Origin of the sequence: Bradyrhizobium diazoefficiens USDA 110, from assembly GCF_000011365.1 — a bacterium.
Taxonomy (GTDB): Bacteria; Pseudomonadota; Alphaproteobacteria; order Rhizobiales; family Xanthobacteraceae; genus Bradyrhizobium; species Bradyrhizobium diazoefficiens.
Genome location: NC_004463.1, coordinates 5,994,150 through 6,009,728 on the forward strand (window position 1 = coordinate 5,994,150; position 15,579 = coordinate 6,009,728).

General features: G+C 63.6%; 18 protein-coding genes. 3 read left to right on the top strand and 15 right to left on the bottom strand.

Features of this window, described 5'->3' with window-relative positions:
* Nucleotides 1-132: 132 nt before the first annotated feature.
* Nucleotides 133-483, top strand: a complete 351-nt coding sequence (locus BJA_RS27515; RefSeq protein ID WP_038967957.1) for an immunity 8 family protein — start codon at nt 133-135, stop codon at nt 481-483.
* A gap of 246 nt (nt 484-729) precedes the next feature.
* Here BJA_RS27515 and BJA_RS27520 read toward each other — a convergent pair whose 3' ends face one another.
* The 5 genes from BJA_RS27520 to BJA_RS27540 form a co-directional block, all read right to left on the bottom strand.
* Entirely contained in the window at nt 730-1,356 is a 627-nt protein-coding gene (locus tag BJA_RS27520; protein WP_011088199.1) for a LysE family translocator, read from the bottom strand.
* A gap of 21 nt (nt 1,357-1,377) precedes the next feature.
* Nucleotides 1,378-1,719 carry an NIPSNAP family protein gene (locus tag BJA_RS27525; protein WP_011088200.1) on the bottom strand — a complete coding sequence of 114 codons (342 nt, stop codon included), beginning with the start codon at nt 1,717-1,719 and terminating at the stop codon, nt 1,378-1,380.
* 135 nt (nt 1,720-1,854) lie between these two features.
* Nucleotides 1,855-2,142: a tetratricopeptide repeat protein gene (locus BJA_RS27530; protein WP_038967958.1), complete on the bottom strand. Its 288-nt coding sequence runs from the start codon at nt 2,140-2,142 to the stop codon at nt 1,855-1,857.
* A 60-nt stretch (nt 2,143-2,202) separates the two neighbouring features.
* Nucleotides 2,203-3,267 carry a phosphotransferase family protein gene (locus BJA_RS27535; protein ID WP_011088202.1) on the bottom strand — a complete coding sequence of 355 codons (1,065 nt, stop codon included), beginning with the start codon at nt 3,265-3,267 and terminating at the stop codon, nt 2,203-2,205.
* Between the two features lie 139 nt (nt 3,268-3,406).
* On the bottom strand, nt 3,407-4,642 hold the full coding sequence (locus tag BJA_RS27540; RefSeq protein WP_011088203.1) for an acyl-CoA dehydrogenase family protein: 1,236 nt from the start codon (nt 4,640-4,642) through the stop codon (nt 3,407-3,409).
* Nucleotides 4,643-4,967: 325 nt separating this feature from the next.
* On the opposite strand from BJA_RS27540, the gene BJA_RS27545 reads away from it, so the two are divergent.
* Nucleotides 4,968-5,639, top strand: a complete 672-nt coding sequence (locus BJA_RS27545; RefSeq protein ID WP_011088204.1) for a TetR/AcrR family transcriptional regulator — start codon at nt 4,968-4,970, stop codon at nt 5,637-5,639.
* Nucleotides 5,640-5,642: 3 nt separating this feature from the next.
* Here the strand turns inward: BJA_RS27545 and BJA_RS27550 are convergent, their stop codons facing one another.
* The 7 genes from BJA_RS27550 to BJA_RS27580 all read right to left on the bottom strand — a co-directional run bounded on the left by BJA_RS27550 (nt 5,643) and on the right by BJA_RS27580 (nt 12,492).
* On the bottom strand, nt 5,643-6,035 hold the full coding sequence (locus BJA_RS27550) for a RidA family protein (protein ID WP_028171361.1): 393 nt from the start codon (nt 6,033-6,035) through the stop codon (nt 5,643-5,645).
* A gap of 95 nt (nt 6,036-6,130) precedes the next feature.
* A complete protein-coding gene (locus BJA_RS27555) occupies nt 6,131-6,346 on the bottom strand; it encodes a hypothetical protein (protein WP_028171360.1) in 216 nt (71 codons plus the stop codon).
* Between the two features lie 158 nt (nt 6,347-6,504).
* Entirely contained in the window at nt 6,505-7,380 is an 876-nt protein-coding gene (locus tag BJA_RS27560; protein ID WP_011088206.1) for a 3-keto-5-aminohexanoate cleavage protein, read from the bottom strand.
* Nucleotides 7,381-7,384: 4 nt separating this feature from the next.
* Nucleotides 7,385-8,614 (bottom strand): CaiB/BaiF CoA transferase family protein, encoded by a 1,230-nt coding sequence (locus BJA_RS27565; RefSeq protein WP_011088207.1) that lies wholly within the window; start codon nt 8,612-8,614, stop codon nt 7,385-7,387.
* A gap of 183 nt (nt 8,615-8,797) precedes the next feature.
* Nucleotides 8,798-10,003, bottom strand: a complete 1,206-nt coding sequence (locus BJA_RS27570) for an MFS transporter (RefSeq protein WP_063921490.1) — start codon at nt 10,001-10,003, stop codon at nt 8,798-8,800.
* Nucleotides 10,004-10,137: 134 nt separating this feature from the next.
* Entirely contained in the window at nt 10,138-10,965 is an 828-nt protein-coding gene (locus BJA_RS27575; RefSeq protein ID WP_011088209.1) for a 3-keto-5-aminohexanoate cleavage protein, read from the bottom strand.
* A 129-nt stretch (nt 10,966-11,094) separates the two neighbouring features.
* Nucleotides 11,095-12,492: an MFS transporter gene (locus BJA_RS27580; protein WP_011088210.1), complete on the bottom strand. Its 1,398-nt coding sequence runs from the start codon at nt 12,490-12,492 to the stop codon at nt 11,095-11,097.
* A gap of 120 nt (nt 12,493-12,612) precedes the next feature.
* On the opposite strand from BJA_RS27580, the gene BJA_RS42600 reads away from it, so the two are divergent.
* Complete coding sequence (locus tag BJA_RS42600) at nt 12,613-12,963, top strand: hypothetical protein (protein WP_178372694.1); 351 nt, start codon at nt 12,613-12,615, stop codon at nt 12,961-12,963.
* A gap of 34 nt (nt 12,964-12,997) precedes the next feature.
* Here the strand turns inward: BJA_RS42600 and BJA_RS27590 are convergent, their stop codons facing one another.
* The 3 genes from BJA_RS27590 to gmd all read right to left on the bottom strand — a co-directional run bounded on the left by BJA_RS27590 (nt 12,998) and on the right by gmd (nt 15,358).
* Complete coding sequence (locus BJA_RS27590) at nt 12,998-13,201, bottom strand: hypothetical protein (protein ID WP_028171354.1); 204 nt, start codon at nt 13,199-13,201, stop codon at nt 12,998-13,000.
* A 152-nt stretch (nt 13,202-13,353) separates the two neighbouring features.
* The gene (fcl, locus tag BJA_RS27595) at nt 13,354-14,307 is read right to left on the bottom strand and encodes a GDP-L-fucose synthase (RefSeq protein WP_011088212.1); all 954 of its coding nucleotides are present in this window, start codon (nt 14,305-14,307) and stop codon (nt 13,354-13,356) included.
* Entirely contained in the window at nt 14,288-15,358 is a 1,071-nt protein-coding gene (gene gmd, locus BJA_RS27600) for a GDP-mannose 4,6-dehydratase (RefSeq protein WP_011088213.1), read from the bottom strand. The genes fcl and gmd overlap by 20 nt, the downstream gene beginning before the upstream one ends.
* Between the last annotated feature and the right edge of the window lie 221 nt (nt 15,359-15,579).

Genomic DNA, 15,579 nt, shown 5'->3' on the forward strand with positions numbered 1-15,579 from the left:
TCCGCCGGGGCAGTCGCCGTAGGGTGGGCAAAGCGAAGCGTGCCCACCATTGTTACCACGTCGCCGAGAGGTGGTGGGCCCAGCGCTACGCGCTTTTGCTCACCCTACGAAACTACACACGATGGTCCGCCCATGGTTACTGCCAAACTGAGATTTCTGCACAGTCCTGACGCGGATCCGCTTGAGGCGTTCTCGCCGAGCGGGCCTTTTGGAATCCTGGTAATGGCTATCGTCGGTCCCGCCGATGGACCAGGACAAGAGTCCTTTGACTTTATGCTCTGCACGCCCGACTGGTTCAGTTCGAACATGGAGGATGACCTCACGATCGGACGGCACCATGTCTTCGTGAAGCAATACGACTATCCTCGGCTCCAAGCGTTCGTCGAAGCCTATTGTGCTGAATGCTCGGGAACCTCCTGGAAGGAAGTGGCAGAAAAACTGAGCCGCCTCGGAAAATGGGAGTTCGAAGACTACATTTCCTAGTCACCGAGAGCGGGTAAAGCGACTTACTCACCCAGCTGTCATGCCCCGGCTTGACCGGAGCATCGGGTACGCCGCGGCCTCTCGGTTCAACCACGACCGCCTCTGGAATACTGGATTGCCCGCCTTCGCGGGCAATGACGTTAGAGAGTGTGGGGACGGCGTATAGCCCGCATGAGCGAAGCGACATGCGGGACCACTGTCCCGGATATCGCTGCGCTCATCCGGGCTACGGGAGCGCACCGCGCCTCAGCGCTCGTGCAACGCCAGCCGCACGCCGACGGCGCAGTAGATGGTCCCAACCACCTTGCCCTGCCACTTCACGACGGCCGGATGGCAGCGCAGGAAATTGCCGAGACGACCGGCACCCACGGCGAACACGACGGTGCTCAACAGGCCGAGCAGCACGAAGACAATGCCGAGGACCGCAAGCTGAAGCGCGGTCGCGCCGTGTTCCGGCCGGACGAATTGCGGCAGGAAGGCGAGGAAGAACAACGCGGTCTTGGGATTGAGCACCTCGGTCAGCACGGCCTCGCGGAATGCGCGACCAGCGCTGATCGTGGGCGCTCCGCCATTCAGCTCGATCGGTGCCTTGTCGAGCATGGCGCGAATGCCGAGATAGATCAGGAACGCGGCCCCAGCATATTTGACGATGCTGAACAGGAGCGCCGAAGTGGCGATGATCGCCGAGAGGCCGACGATCGCCATGCTGGTGTGAATCACGTCACCCGCCGCAATCCCCGCGCCCGTCGCGATACCCACCTTCGCTCCGGAGCTTGCGGCCCGCGCCATGGTGAGCAGCGTGGCCGGGCCGGGAATGAAGACAAAACCGAGCACGATGAGGATGTAGGTGATGAGGGTCGAGTGGTCGATCATGTGGCAGGCTCCGGAGACGCATTAATGCAGGAGGCTGAGCGACGGCGAGTAGTCCACCGGCACAAGCAAGCGATCCTCGATCTGACCTACCATGAGCCCGTGCTCAGCGTGAGTAACCCGCTTGATCTCGCTCCACTCAGCATCCGCCATGAAGGCCGCCCATGCCGACGTCTTGGCCGCCTCGTCCGGCCACTCCAGGAGATAGGCGAATTCGGTCCTGTCGCCGAATTTCGTTTCCCACATCGCCACGATCCGGAAGCCATATCTGGTTCGCATGATGCGCGCCGCGTGATCGCCAAACCGCGCGTGGAATGCGGCCTTGTTCTTCTCGAAGATTTCGTAGATGCGCAGTTGCTGGATCATGACCGTCTCCTTGCGGAGGAGATATGGTCACGCCTAGTGGCAGGACAAGCTACGGACGCCCCTCCTCGTCATTGCGAGGCGCGAAGCGGGGCACATGACCCGGATATCGCTGCGCTCATCCGGGCTACGAAGTGACTACGACTGACTACCGTGAAGATGCAGAAACGAGGCGAGACCGCCTATGAAGGTCGGACTCTCCGGTTCGTAGCTCAGCGCCCTGCGGTAGCACTCCTCGGCAGAAGTGAGCTCGCCCAGATCTTCGTAACAACAGGCCAGCGAGTATAGCGCGGTTCCGTGCTCCCAACCCGGATTCAGCGCGACAATCTCAGCATAAAGGGCAGCAGCTTCCTTCAGGTGCCCTGCATTCATGGCTCCGAGCGCGAGCTTTTCGAGCTCCAGCAGGTCGAGAGCTGTGCGTGCCAAAATATGTTCCTGTCTCGGAAACTCACGCAGAAAAAAGCGCGGCCATCAGCCGCGCCTTCGTTAGTCCCACACGGCGCCTGCCTTCTGCGCGTATTCCCATGACGCCTGCGACAGCGGCACGGTGCGCTTGGCGGATTCCAGCGCCTTGGCGTTGGCGGCGGTGCCGTCGCGGATGCGCCCCGCAATGCCTTGCGTGATGCCGGCGAGACGGAACAGATTGTAGGAGAAGTACCAGTTGAGATCCGGCACGCTCATCCCGGTCGCGTTGCAGTAGATCTGCGCGGCCTCCTCCAGGCTCGGGATGTTCAGCGCCTTGAGATCGACGCCCTGCAGGCCCGGCATGATCCACTGCATGAGCAGATAGGTGAAGTCGGCCATGGGATCGCCGAGCGTCGACAGCTCCCAGTCCAGCACGGCCTGCACGCGCGGTTCCGTCGCGTGGAAAATCATGTTGTCGAGCCGGTAGTCGCCGTGCACGATCGAGACGCGCGCCTGTTCCGGCACGGTCTTGGGCAGCCATTCGGCGACCTTCTCGAACTCCGGAATGTGCTGGGTTTCGGAGGCGCGGTATTGCTTGGTCCAGCGGTCGATCTGGCGCGCGAAATAGTTGCCGGGCTTGCCGAAGTCGCCAAGGCCGATCGCGACGGGATCGTACATGTGGAGTTTCGCCAGCGTCTCGATCTTGCTGGTGAAGATCTTTCGCCGCGCGTCGGCATCCTGGCTCGGCAGCGCCGGATCCCAGAACACCCGGCCCTCCTCCATCGACATGATGTAGAAGGCCGCGCCGATGACGCCGTCGTCCTGGCACAGCGCATAGGCGCGCGCGACCGGAAAGCCCTGTTTTCCAAGGGCCGCGATCACGCGATATTCGCGATCGACCGCATGCGCCGACGGCAGCAATTTGCCGAACGGCTTGCGGCGCATCACGTAGGAGCGCTTCGGCGTGTTCAGCCGGTAGGTCGGGTTGGACTGGCCGCCCTTGAACTGGAGGACGACCAGCGGTCCCTCATAGCCTTCGACGTTGTCGCGCATCCACGCCTCGAGGCGCAGCTCGTCGAAACGATGCCGCTCCTCGACCGGCTTGGTGCCCGAGAACTCCTCGTCTTTCCTGACGCCGTCGGCCACGATGACGCTCCCTCAATTCTTTTGTCCGTCATTCCGGGGCGCCTCGAAGAGGCGAACCCGGAATCTCGAGATTCCGGGTCGGGTCCTTCGGACCATCCCGGAATGACGGCGTGGAGAGCGGCTTGTGCCCTCCCCCATTTTAGTGCGTGGAAGAGTTTGCATACTTCCGAACTTCAAGTCTGGCAATGGCGCGGTTGTGCACCTCGTCCGGACCGTCAGCGAGACGGAGCGTGCGGATGTGGGCGTAGTCCTTGGCAAGGCCGGCCTCGTCGGAGACACCGGCGCCGCCAAAGGCCTGGATCGCCTGATCGATGATCTTCAGCGCCATGTTGGGGCCCGCGACCTTGATCATGGCGATCTCGAGCTGCGCCGCCTTGTTGCCGACCTTGTCCATCATGTCGGCGGCCTTGAGGCACAGCAGACGATTCATCTCGATGTCGGTGCGCGCCTCGCCGATGCGCTGCTCCCACACCGAATGCTCGATGATCTTCTTGCCGAACGCGGTGCGCGAGGAGAGCCGCTTCACCATCTTCTCCAGCGCCTCCTCGGCCTTGCCGATGGTGCGCATGCAGTGATGGATGCGGCCGGGGCCAAGGCGGCCCTGCGCGATCTCGAAGCCGCGGCCTTCGCCGAGCAGGATGTTCTCCTTCGGCACCCGCACATTGTCGAGCAGCACCTGGGCGTGGCCGTGCGGCGCGTCGTCGAAGCCGAAGACGGGGAGCATCTTCTCGACCTTGATGCCTGGCGTGTCGAGCGGAACCAGGATCTGCGACTGCTGCTGGTGCTTGGCGGCCTTCGGATCGGTCTTGCCCATCAGGATCGCGATCTTGCAGCGGGGATCGCCGACGCCGGACGACCACCATTTGCGGCCGTTGATGACGTAGTGATCGCCGTCCTTCTCGATGCGGGTCTCGATGTTGGTGGCATCAGACGAGGCCACTGCCGGTTCCGTCATCAGGAACGCCGAGCGGATCTCGCCGTCCATCAGCGGCCGCAGCCATTTGCGCTTCTGCTCCTTGGTGGCATAGCGGATGAACACTTCCATGTTGCCGGTGTCGGGCGCGGAACAGTTGAACACTTCCGAGGCCCAGGTGACGCGGCCCATCTCTTCCGACAGCAGCGCGTATTCGAGATTGGTCAATCCCGCGCCACGGAATTCATCGTCCTCATGCTCGGACGGCGGCATGAACATGTTCCAGAGGCCTTCGGCCTTCGCCTTCTTCTTGAGGTCCTCCAGGATCGGGATCACCTTCCAGCGCTCGCCGTTGCGATCCTGCTCGTCATAGACCGGCACCGCGGGACGTACGTGCTTGGCCATGAAGGACCGCACGCGGTCGAGCCATTCCTTCTGCTTGGGGGACAGGTCGAAATCCATGGGACGCTCCTCGTTTTCTCTCGTTCGAACCGGTTTTGCGCCGGACTGTCCTCCCGCTGCATGCGGCCCGCAAGCGCGAATGCGCGGCTTGCGAAGCGCACCGGAACCAGATCGCAGTTGCGAACGAGTCCCGATTGCGGATTGACTTTTCCCGGCCTTCAAACGATAGTTTCATACAACTGTTTGAATTGCAACTCCCTCGGCCCTTCGCGCCCACTCGTCATTCCGGGGCGACGCGAAGCGTCGAACCCGGAATCCAGAAGTTGCGGCGCGAGATTCCGGGTTCGCGACGATGTCGCGCCCCGGAATGACGGGATAAAGAGTCATGGCCAGCGATCATACGAGGTCTGCCATTCTCGCCGCCGCCGAACGGCTTTATGCCGATCGCGGCTTCGGCGACGTGACGCTGCGGGACATCGTCGCGGAGGCCAATGTCAACCTCGCGGCGGTGAACTATCATTTCGGCTCGAAGGACGAATTGATCGCGGAACTGTTCGTCTCCCGCTCGATCGCCACCAACCGCGAGCGCCTGCGCGAATTGAAGGCGGCGGAAGAAGAAGGCGGCGGCCGTGCGCCGATCGAGGTGATCCTGCGCGCCCTCGTCGGCCCGACCTTGCGCGGCTGCCTCGGCCCTGAGAACCAGCGCTCGACGGCGGCGCGCTTCATGATCCGCGCCTCGATCGAATCCGTGCCGCCAATCCGCCGCATCAAGAACCGCGAGATCGACCATCTGCGCAAATTCGCCGGCGCGATGCGAAGATCCCTGCCCGATCGCAGCGACGTCGACATCTACTGGGGCCTCAACTTCGCGCTCGCCATGGCCCACCACACCATCCGCGAGAGCGAGCGGCTGACCAAACTGTCGGAAGGCAAATGCGACCTCGACGACGTCGAGGACGTGGTTGCGCGCGTGGTCAGCGTGGCGACGATGGCGCTGACGGCGGGAAAGGCGGAGACGAAGGCGCCGGCACGCGCGCTGGCGAGAGACGCGCGCTAGCCTTCACATCATCGCGATGCAGTCGATCTCGACGTCGAAGGGGGCGAACCATTCCGGCGTGCAGACGAAGATCCGCGCCGGCGGATCGACCGGGAAATAGCGCGCATAGACCGCGTTGAACGCGGCGAAGTGCTTCGTCGAGGTGCAGTAGACGTTGCACTTCATGACGTTGTCGAGGGAGGCGCCGGCCGTCTCCAGGCACAGCTTCATCTGTTCCATGATGATCTCGCTCTGCCGCTCGATCGGCGCGGAGGCGATCTCGCCGGTGTCAGGGTCGAATGGCGGCAGCCCGGCGACGAAGATCATGTTGCCGGCGCGCGTCACCGGCGAGGTCGGCGCCTTCCAGCGGTCGAGAAACGACGAGATCGGTTCGACGCGGAGCGCTTCGCGTTTCATGGCGGCCACCTTCGGTTCGAGCGAGACTGGCGCCTTGCTACATTATATTGCAGCCGGCATGTTTCGCTTCTGATCGAAGTGTGGTCGTAGCGGGATCAGGCCCGCTGCGGCATCTCCTCGGCCTCTTCCTTGGCGAGCAGCAGCAGCATCTCGATACCCATCTCGCCTTCCTGCGGCGAACGGATGAACTTTATTTCGTCGGCGCTTTGCCGCAGCGCGGCAATGATAGCGACGGCCTGATTGGCGGTTGCCGCCTCGGTCGCCAGAACGGCCTTCTGGTTCTTGGACTGAAACCCGATCGTATAGGACATGCACTTCCCCTCCCGGAACTCGCAGGGAGATCGAATCAGAGTCGCGCGCGGAGCGGAAGCCTGTGTAAGTACGGACCGGGTTTATCTGAGGATTGCGCGCAAGCCTCACGCAAGGCCAGCAAGCGTCACGCTGCGGTCACTTTTTGGTTCGACGGCGCTCAGCCGAGCCCAAGCATCGCACGCGCCTCCGCCGCAGTTGCGACGCTCGCACCCAGGCTCTTCAAAATGCCTGTGGCATGCGCGACCAGCTCGGCATTGGTCTTGGCCAGCACGCCCTTGGACATAAAGAGATTGTCTTCCATGCCGACGCGGACGTGGCCGCCGAGCAGAAAGGCCTGCGCCACCATCGGGAATTCCGCGCGGCCGATGCCGAAGCCTGACCAGACCGCGCCCGGCGGCAGCAGGCCGCGGGCGTAGAACATCGTCTCCGGCGTCGCCGAGAAGCCGTATTTGACCCCGAGCACGAGCGAGAACAGGCCCGGCCCCTTCAGCGTGCCGTCGGCGAACATATCGCGCGCCAGATGGCAGTCGCCGGAATCGAACAGCTCGATCTCCGGCAGCACGCCGGCCGCCTTCATGCGCTCGGCCATGATACGGACGTTGCGCGGCGTGTTGATCACGACCTCGCCGCCGGAGTTCATGGTGTTGAGGTCGAGCGTGCAGATGTCGGGCTTGAGCAGCTCGACATGCTCGACGCGCTTTTCGGGAGGAAGCAGCGTGGTGCCTGCAGCGGCGATGCGGGGATCCTCGATTGAAGGCACAAAGCGTCCGCCCGGGCCGGTCGTGAGATTGATGACGAGGCTCTTGTTGCGGGCGCGGATTTTTTCCACCACCTCGCGATAGAGGTCGATCGCCATCGACGGCCGACCGGTCGCGGGATCGCGCACGTGGATATGGGCGATGGCGGCACCGGCGTCAGCTGCCTCCAGTGCAGATGTCGCGATCTGCTCGGGCGTGATCGGCAGATACGGCGACTGCTCGGGCTTGGTCAGGTTGCCGGTGATGGCGCAGGTGATGATGGTTTTGCCGGTCATGAAATCAGATAATGCCCTGCTGCTTCAGCGTCTCGATCTTTCCCGCATCATAGCCGAGCTTGCCGCCGAGCACCTCCTTTGTGTGCTCGCCGAGCAGCGGCGGGGCGCGGTAGTTCTTGATCGGGGTCTCCGAGAAGGTCAGCGCGTTGCGGATCAGCGACAGCTCCGGCTCGAACTTGTGCTCGGTCTTCACCCGCATGCCGCGCGACTGGACGTGCGGATCGGAAAATACCTGCTCGAAATTGTTGATCGGACCTGACGGCACGCCGGCCTCCTCCAGCTTGTCGAGCCAGTAGGCCACCGGCTTCTTCAGGAACAGGCCGGCGAAGATCGCCATGATCTCCTTGCCGTGCACGACGCGGTCGTTGTTCTTGATGAAGCGCTTATCGTTGGCGAGCTCGGGCTCGCCGAGCACCGCACAGGTGCGCTGAAACTGACCGTCATTGCCGACCACCAGCATCAGCTCGCCGTCGGTGCAGCGGAACACGCCGGCCGGCATGCCGCCATTGCCCCATGTGCCGCGGCGCGGCGGCGTCTTGCCGTTGACGAGGTAGATCTGGAGCCAGTGGCTGAGCGAGGCAATCACGGTGTCGAGCAGGCAGACGTCGAGATGCTGTCCGACACCGCCATTGGCGTCGCGATGGTAGAGCGCCGAGAGAATGCCGATCGAGGAATTCATGCCGGTCATGTAATCGACGATCGACGGGCCGACCTTCATCGGGCCCTCGCCCGGCTCGCCGTCGATATGGCCGGTGACGCTCATCAGACCGCCCATTGCCTGCAGGATGGCGTCATAGCCGGCGCGCGGCGCGTACGGGCCGGTCTGGCCGAAGCCGGTCACCGAGCAATAGATGATGCCGGGGTTGATCGCCTTGATGGTCTCGTAGTCGAGGCCGTAGCGCTTGAGATCGCCGACCTTGTAGTTCTCCATGAAGACGTCGACGTCCTTGGCAAGCTCGCGAATGATCGCCTGGCCCTCAGGCTTGGCGATGTTGACCGTGACCGACTTCTTGTTGCGGTTGGCGCAGAGATAGAACGAGTTGTTGTTGTTCGCCTTGCCCTCGGGGTCGGTCAGATAAGGCGGGCCGAAGGCACGCGCGTCGTCGCCGGTGCCCGGCCGCTCGATCTTGATGACCTCCGCACCGAGATCGCCCAGCATCTGGGCCGACAGGGGCCCGGCGAGCACGCGGGTAAGGTCAAGGATCTTGATGCCTGAGAGCGGCAAGGCCGACATGTCGGTTTCCTCCGGGGAACTGGTGTTGGCGCGGCGGCTCGAGTGCTGAGGTTCGGCCGTGACTGCGCTCCCTGCGGATACACCATTTTCGGGCCTTGAGCACTGCACTCCGGGCATACGGCCATCCCTGCGCCGGCGGCCGGATCGGCCATCGAGAGCGAATTCCGCGCCGTGAATATTGCCTCAGGTTACGGCAGCCGCAGCCACCTGCGGCCGGCGGCGGCCGAGCAGGACCAGGATCAGCACGGTCGCGCAGGAAAACACCAGCGTCAGGCCCAGCGCGCCGCGGCTGCCGAACTGGGTGAGCAGAGCTGCAAGGAGCGGCGGCGAGATCGCGGAGGCCAGATTGAGCGGCAGCGCGATCATCGACATTGCCTTGGCGAACTCGGCCTGGTCGTAGAAGACGAGCGGAATCGTCGCTCGCGCCACCGCCATGGCACCGCTGCCGGCACCATAGAGCAGGATGAAGACTGCGACCGCCCAGGTCGCCCCCTCGCTCAGCATCAGCAGCAGCATGGCGACGGGGAGCGCTGTGCCTGCGACAAGCCCGGTCGTGATTCCGTCCCACCGTCCCCCGCCGAGGAAGTCCAGCCCGCGGGCGCTGACCTGGATCACGCCGAGCATCGAGCCGAACGCAATGGCCTGGGCCGGCGCCAGCCCTTCCGCCCGCAGCAGCTCGATGAGCACGGCACCGAGACCAAAATTCACGAAGGCGTTCAGCGTGATCGCGATGACGACGAGATTGAAGGTGCTTCGCGGAATCGCGGGCGCATCGGAAGGTTTTGCAGCCGAGCCGCCTTCGTCCTTCATGATATTCCGGCGCGGCGCGCCAAAGGCATAGAGCGGAAGCGAGACCAGGATCAGCATGGCGGCGTAGACGAGGCAGGTGCCCCGCCAGCCGAAATGGCCGCTGAGAAACGAGGTGGTCGGCCAGAAGATGCTGCTTGAGAGGCCCGTCACCAGCATGAGCGCGCCGATGGCGTTCTTGGCCTGGCGCCCGGCGACCTCGTTGAGCATGATATAGGCACCGGTCGACAGCGTGGCGCTGCCGCCCATGCCGAGAATGACCCAGGCCACGAAATAGAGCAGCGGCTCGCGCGCGAAATACAGAACGACGTAGCCCGGCACGGCAACGACGGTGCCCACCATCATCACCTTGCGTGCACCGTGCCGCGCAAACGCCTTGGCGAGCCAGGGCGCGCACAGCCCCATGGTGACATAGAGCGTGGAGGTGCCCGCAAACACCATCGGCAGGCTCATGCCGAGATCGGCCGCAAGGTCGCGGCCGACGATCGGCGGAAGACCGATCGTTCCCCATCCGATGAGCTGGGTGATTGCAAGCACCAGCAGGACCCCGATGAGCCTGCTGTCAGTCTTCAAGAACCGCATTCCAAACGTCGCCTGCCCGGCAGGCGCAGATCGCGCCTGTGGCACTCGTCTTACCCGGAGACTCAGCGCACGGGAACGCCGGCCGCCGAATGGCAGAAGGCAGCCGGGAGCATGTCAGGCGGAGGCGGTAGCCCCTACCGCGCGATCCCGAGCACGGATCGCGCCTCGACTGCGGTGGCGACGCGCCGGCCGTGGCGCGCGACAGCCTCGCCCGCGATGGTCACGAGCTCTGCGTTGCTGGCGGCGAGGCGCGTCTTGTCGACCCTGATATTGTCCTCGAGCCCGGTGCGAACCGCGTCGGCGCCGCGCGCGAGCGCCCAGCCCATGACCTCGGCTTGGTGGCGCCCGATCCCGGCCGCGGTCCACGTCGCTTTCGGGATCAGCCGCCTGAGCTCTCCCAGGAGGATATCGAGGACATGCTCGTCCGCCGGCATCGCGTTCTTGACGCCCATGACGAACTGCACGTGCGGACGAGGGTCGATCAGCCCCGCCTCGATCAGGCGGCGGGCGCCATGCAGATGCGATAAATCGAAGATCTCGATCTCCGGCCGGATGCCACCTTCCTTCATGCCGGTGGCGAGGGTCTCGACCAGGGCAGCGCTGTTCTCGTAGACAATCGTCGGAAAGTTCACCGATCCCGTGGACAGCGAGGCCATGTCCGGCCTCAGATAGAGCGACGATCCCCGCGCCGAGGGATCGCGGCCCCGCCCGCCGGTCGAGAACTGAACGATCATCCATGGGCAGTGCTTCCTGATGCCTTCCTGCACCAGGGCAAAACGCTCCGGGTCGGAGGACGGCGTCTCGTCATCGTTGCGAACATGGATATGGGCAAGCGTGGCGCCGGCCTCGAAGGCTTGTTGCGTCGACTCGATCTGCTCGGACGGCGAGATCGGCACCGCGGGATTGTCCTTCTTGCGCGGAACGGAGCCGGTGATAGCGACGGCAACGACAACGGGGTTCATCCTGCAACCTCATGATGATCGCGCTCACGCGCACATATTCTGGATCGGCAGCCACGCAGTGCTGCGAAACCTGCCGCTGCGACAATCATCGATCGCAGCGGCAATCGCCTCATACCATAACCGTACCCGTCAGGTCGGAACTGCGGCAGCCCCGCTCGCCGCTCCCGCACGCTGCCGCTCATAGTCTGCGCGCGCCATCGGAACGGCTTCAGGATTACCGAGATCCTCGATGTTGATCCGGTAGGTCTCCCGGGCCGTGACGGCCGCCAGCGCGGCGATGATCGTGATGCCGAAGGCGATCGCCCCCACCGTCAACGGAATGTTGGCCGAGCCGGGAGGCGCCACGGTCGCAAACAAAGCGGGAAGCAACGCGGTGATGGTCGTGCCGATGTTCTGCGAGATCGCCATTGCCGACACACGGGTGCGCGTCGGAAAGAGCTCCGGGTAGAAACTCGGGAAGATCGCGTTGTAGCCCTGGTAGACGACGCCCCACATCAGGAGGGACAGCAGGATCGCCAGCGGCACATTCCGGATGCTGATGGCATAGAGATAGCCGAAGGCGAGCAAGCCGGAGAGCAGCGCGCCCACGATGATCGGAGGCTTGCGGCCGACCTTGTCGGAGAGATGGCCGACGAAGGGAATGACGAACACGGCCAGCATGTTTCCGAGCACTGGGATCCAGAGATAGACGTCCTTGGCAAAGCCGATGCCATAGGCGGGCTGGACCGCGTAGGCCGCACCGAAGATGGTCGCAACGACGGGGATGACGTTCATCAGAGCCATGCAGATGACCCTGAGCATGTCGCGCCAGCTCAGCTTGATGGCCTGGACAATGGGCGCCCGCGGCGTTTCTCCCAGCTCGCCCTCGCGGGCAAAGGCGGGGGTTTCGTCGACTTCGCGGCGAATGATGTAGCCTGCGACGATGACGAAGAAGCTGAGCAGGAAGGGAATCCGCCAGCCCCAGCTATTGAAGGCGTCGGTCGGCATATAGGCCGCCAGCGGCAGGAAGACCGCGGCCGCGAGAATTTGTCCGGCCTGCACGCCCTGAAGGGCGAAGCTTGCATAGAAGCCGCGCCGGCCGAACGGCGCATGCTCCAGAATCATCGAGCTTGCGCCGGAGATCTCACCGGCCACGGCAAATCCCTGCACGAGGCGAAGGATGACGAGCAGGATCGGCGCCAGGATGCCGACTTGCTGATAGGTCGGCAGGATACCCACCGCCATCGTCGAGATGCCCATCAGGAACATGCAGACGATGAGAACAGTCTTGCGGCCATGGGTGTCGCCCCAATGTCCGAGGACGAAGGCGCCGATCGGCCGGGCCACGTATCCAACACCATAGGTCGCCAGCGATGCGACGATGGCGACGGTGGGATTGTCCGACGGAAAGAAGATCTGCGGGAAGATCAGCGACGCAGCGGTCGCGTAGATGAAGAAGTCATAATATTCGAGAGCCGACCCGATCCAGCCGCTGGCAGCAGCCTTCCTCGACTGACTCATGTGGTGCATCGCGCGAGTCGTGACCATTTCAAAATTCCTCCCTGGTTTTCTGGCGTCCCGTTGGCGGGCTTCGTTGAAAATTGGGCAGCAATCTCCGGGCGTTCTGCGAAGCTTCGCGAGCGCTGGTCACTGCCGATGGGTGTCTGATTGATCGCGACAATAGGCTTTCGCTGGGCTAACACAATTACCCAGTTATGCGATAAACCTAACATGATGTTATTTGCGTCGGAGCGCGAACGTCGGGCAGCGGGCTCGCGGACCGCGGCTCGGCATGCCGCCGCGGGAGAGCATCGTCACCGGCTCGCTTGCGATCGCCAGCAGCTTTGGTCAGCCCTCCCCGCCAACTCGCCCCCCGCTGAACAATTGCGCATCCGCTCGCTGATGTCGGAAAACGGCGTCATCTTCAGCGGCGGCGTCGAAGCCGACCGCCTCTATTCCAATGCGGGTGCCGAGGTCACGATCGGAATTGCCGCGCGGCGCGGGCGATTGATCGTTTGATGCGGCGCGCAAGAGGCCCACCACACTGACGATGCTAGCTCCCGAGGTCAGCCTCGCCGTCTTCGCGGCCGGGCGCACTGACATGGACCTCGTGCCCCTGCCGGAGTGCCAGCGAGGCGGCGGCCACGGCCGCTTCGAACGCCGATTCCTTGGTCGCATATTTGCCGTTGACGTTGCCGTCGTGCAGCACACCCCATTGGTCCCGGACCGGCACGATGGCGTATTGAGCAAGGCCCATTGTCCAAATCCTGTCGCTGCCCGGGTTGCGGCCGCGCGCGAGTTAGCCGTCACCCCCTCCGACCAGCCAACTCGTGCTTGCGGTGAAGGTTCCCATGGGGATTTGTTCTGATCTCCCCCTGCATCGAACAACGCGGGCGAGCAGTCGCTGGATTATTGCGCAGCTAGCTGCGCGGCTTGATACGCCGCATAGGCGCGCTTCAGGCCGTCCTCGAGCGAGGTGGTCGCGCGCCAGCCGAGTCCTGCAAGGCGGCTGACGTCGAGCAGCTTGCGCGGCGTACCGTCGGGCCGCGAGGTGTCGAAAGAGATCTCGCCGCTGTAACCAACGACCTCGGCAACGACGCGCGCGAATTCGGCGATGGTGATGTCCTCGCCGGTGCCGATGTTGATCAGCCCGGCACCGGAATACGTCTTCATCAGGTGCACGCAGGCATCCGCCATGTCGTCGACATAGAGGAACTCGCGCCGCGGCGTGCCGGTGCCCCACACGACGACGCCCTTGGCGCCCGAAACCTTCGCCTCGTGGAAGCGGCGGATCAGCGCGGCGACGACGTGGCTCATCTCAGGGTGATAATTGTCGCCGGGGCCGTAGAGGTTGGTCGGCATCACGCTGATGAAGTCGCATCCATATTGGCTGCGGTAGGCCTCGGCAATCTTGATGCCGGCGATTTTTGCAATTGCATAGGGCTCGTTGGTCGGCTCCAGCGGGCCGGTCAGCACGGACTCTTCGCGCAAGGGCTGCGGGGCCAATTTGGGATAGATGCAGGAGGAGCCGAGGAACATCAGCTTCTCGGCGCCGTTCCGATGCGCGGCGTGGATCACGTTGGCCGCGATTGCGATGTTGTCGTAGATGAACTCGGCGCGCAGCGTGTTGTTGGCGACGATGCCGCCGACTTTCGCCGCCGCGAGGAACACGACCTGCGGCCGCACCTTTGCGAACCAGTCGAACACGGCGGCCTGGTTGCAGAGATCGACCTCGCGACGGTCCGCGGTGACGAGCTTGACATCCTCTCCTGCGAGCCGGCGCACCAGCGCGCTGCCGACCATGCCGCGATGGCCGGCGACGTAGACGCTTCTGCCCTTCAGCTCAAACGGAGCGTTTGTCATGGGCAGCGTCCCGTTTCGCCTGTGCCAGATCGCTCGCCATCATCTCCTCGACAAGCTGGGCAAAGCTCCGCTTCGGCTTCCAGCCGAGCACCTCGCGCGCCTTGCTGGCATCACCGATGAGGAGATCGACCTCGGTCGGGCGGAAATAGGTCGGATCGATCTTCACCACCGTCTTGCCGCTCTTGGCATCGACACCGGTCTCCTCGACGCCTGCGCCACGCCAGGCGATGCGCCGGCCGACCTGCGCGAACGACAATTCGACCATCTCCCGCACCGAGCGCGTCTCACCGGTGGCGAGAACGAAGTCGTCGGGCTTGTCGGCCTGGAGGATCATGTGCATGCCCTCGACGTAGTCCTTGGCATGCCCCCAGTCGCGCTTGGCCTCGAGATTGCCGAGATAGAGCGTGTCCTCCAATCCCACCTCGATGCGGGCGACGCCGCGCGTGATCTTGCGCGTGACAAAAGTCTCGCCGCGGATCGGGCTCTCGTGGTTGAACAGGATGCCGTTGGACGCGAACATGCCGTAGGCCTCACGGTAGTTCACCGTGATCCAATAGCCGTAGAGCTTTGCCACGCCGTAAGGAGAGCGCGGATAGAACGGCGTCGTCTCCTTCTGCGGGATCTCCTGCACGAGACCGTAGAGCTCGGAGGTCGAGGCCTGGTAGAACCGTGTCTCCTTCTCCATGCCGAGGATGCGGATCGCTTCCAGCAGCCGCAGCACGCCGATCGCGTCGGCATTGGCTGTGTATTCCGGGCTCTCGAAGCTCACGGCGACGTGGCTCTGGGCGGCGAGATTGTAGATCTCGGTCGGCCGGATCTGCTGCACCAGGCGGATCAGATTGGTCGAGTCGGTCATGTCGCCGTAATGCATCAGGAACGGCACGTTGCCGACATGGGGATCCTGATATAGGTGATCGACCCGCGCGGTGTTGAACGAAGACGAGCGCCGCTTGATGCCGTGCACGACATAGCCGAGCGACAGCAGATATTCGGCGAGATAGGCGCCGTCCTGGCCGGTCACGCCGGTGATGAGAGCGATCCGCTCGGTCATAGCTATCCCGATCTCCTGGTACCCATTGGCGGGGCGGTCCGCGCGTTCGTGGCCGTCGATGTGACGCCCTTCTTTGACAGAACGGCCGCCCCGGTCAACACGTACGGGACGCAATGGAGATTGAAGCGGGTGAAGCGCTCCGACTCAGAATCTCTTTCCCGTTTTTATACGTAATTCCAAGAAGTTACATCATCCCCAAGTTTCGTGTTGGACGTTCCAGC

Excerpts from the sequence above, each read along its gene's own strand:
- BJA_RS27515 (WP_038967957.1), top strand. The coding sequence starts at position 133 with ATGGTTACTGCCAAACTGAGATTTCTGCACAGTCCTGACGCGGATCCG.
- BJA_RS27520 (WP_011088199.1), bottom strand. The coding sequence starts at position 1,356 with ATGATCGACCACTCGACCCTCATCACCTACATCCTCATCGTGCTCGGT.
- BJA_RS27525 (WP_011088200.1), bottom strand. The coding sequence starts at position 1,719 with ATGATCCAGCAACTGCGCATCTACGAAATCTTCGAGAAGAACAAGGCC.
- BJA_RS27540 (WP_011088203.1), bottom strand. The coding sequence starts at position 4,642 with ATGGATTTCGACCTGTCCCCCAAGCAGAAGGAATGGCTCGACCGCGTG.
- BJA_RS27545 (WP_011088204.1), top strand. The coding sequence starts at position 4,968 with ATGGCCAGCGATCATACGAGGTCTGCCATTCTCGCCGCCGCCGAACGG.
- BJA_RS27550 (WP_028171361.1), bottom strand. The coding sequence starts at position 6,035 with ATGAAACGCGAAGCGCTCCGCGTCGAACCGATCTCGTCGTTTCTCGAC.
- BJA_RS27555 (WP_028171360.1), bottom strand. The coding sequence starts at position 6,346 with ATGTCCTATACGATCGGGTTTCAGTCCAAGAACCAGAAGGCCGTTCTG.
- BJA_RS27560 (WP_011088206.1), bottom strand. The coding sequence starts at position 7,380 with ATGACCGGCAAAACCATCATCACCTGCGCCATCACCGGCAACCTGACC.
- BJA_RS27565 (WP_011088207.1), bottom strand. The coding sequence starts at position 8,614 with ATGTCGGCCTTGCCGCTCTCAGGCATCAAGATCCTTGACCTTACCCGC.
- BJA_RS27570 (WP_063921490.1), bottom strand. The coding sequence starts at position 10,003 with ATGCGGTTCTTGAAGACTGACAGCAGGCTCATCGGGGTCCTGCTGGTG.
- BJA_RS27575 (WP_011088209.1), bottom strand. The coding sequence starts at position 10,965 with ATGAACCCCGTTGTCGTTGCCGTCGCTATCACCGGCTCCGTTCCGCGC.
- BJA_RS27580 (WP_011088210.1), bottom strand. The coding sequence starts at position 12,492 with ATGGTCACGACTCGCGCGATGCACCACATGAGTCAGTCGAGGAAGGCT.
- BJA_RS27590 (WP_028171354.1), bottom strand. The coding sequence starts at position 13,201 with ATGGGCCTTGCTCAATACGCCATCGTGCCGGTCCGGGACCAATGGGGT.
- fcl (WP_011088212.1), bottom strand. The coding sequence starts at position 14,307 with ATGACAAACGCTCCGTTTGAGCTGAAGGGCAGAAGCGTCTACGTCGCC.
- gmd (WP_011088213.1), bottom strand. The coding sequence starts at position 15,358 with ATGACCGAGCGGATCGCTCTCATCACCGGCGTGACCGGCCAGGACGGC.